General features: G+C 56.9%; 1 pseudogene. It reads right to left on the bottom strand.

The annotated features are described in order from the left end of the window. Positions 1 to 232: pseudogene (locus IV91_RS0115385) on the bottom strand (IS1380 family transposase); the annotation flags it as partial. Positions 233 to 253: the final 21 nt, after the last annotated feature.

The raw sequence follows: 253 nt of genomic DNA, 5'->3' as shown, positions 1-253 counted from the left end.
GCTCGATCACGCGCACATGCAAGACGAAGTCACGCTGACTCCCCTGCCAGGCACGAGTGACCGTCATCTTCATCAGGGCCACCCGCTTTCCGGGGCGTTGTTCTTCAAAGGCACCCGCTGCTTCAGCCTTATCCACCCACTCGTCCTTGTTTTGTTTGCGGGGGTTCCACTTGGTCAGATAGTCAAAACGCTGTCCCTTGAGTGCCCAGCGATCCTTCTCCTGCGCTTTCATAAACAACAGCCGGACCGAATC

The sequence above is a fragment of the Ferrovum myxofaciens genome, from assembly GCF_000735045.1.
GTDB classification, from domain to species: domain Bacteria; phylum Pseudomonadota; class Gammaproteobacteria; order Burkholderiales; family Ferrovaceae; genus Ferrovum; species Ferrovum myxofaciens.
Note: the sequence above shows the minus strand (reverse complement) of the source record. Positions and strands in the feature narration are given on the sequence as shown.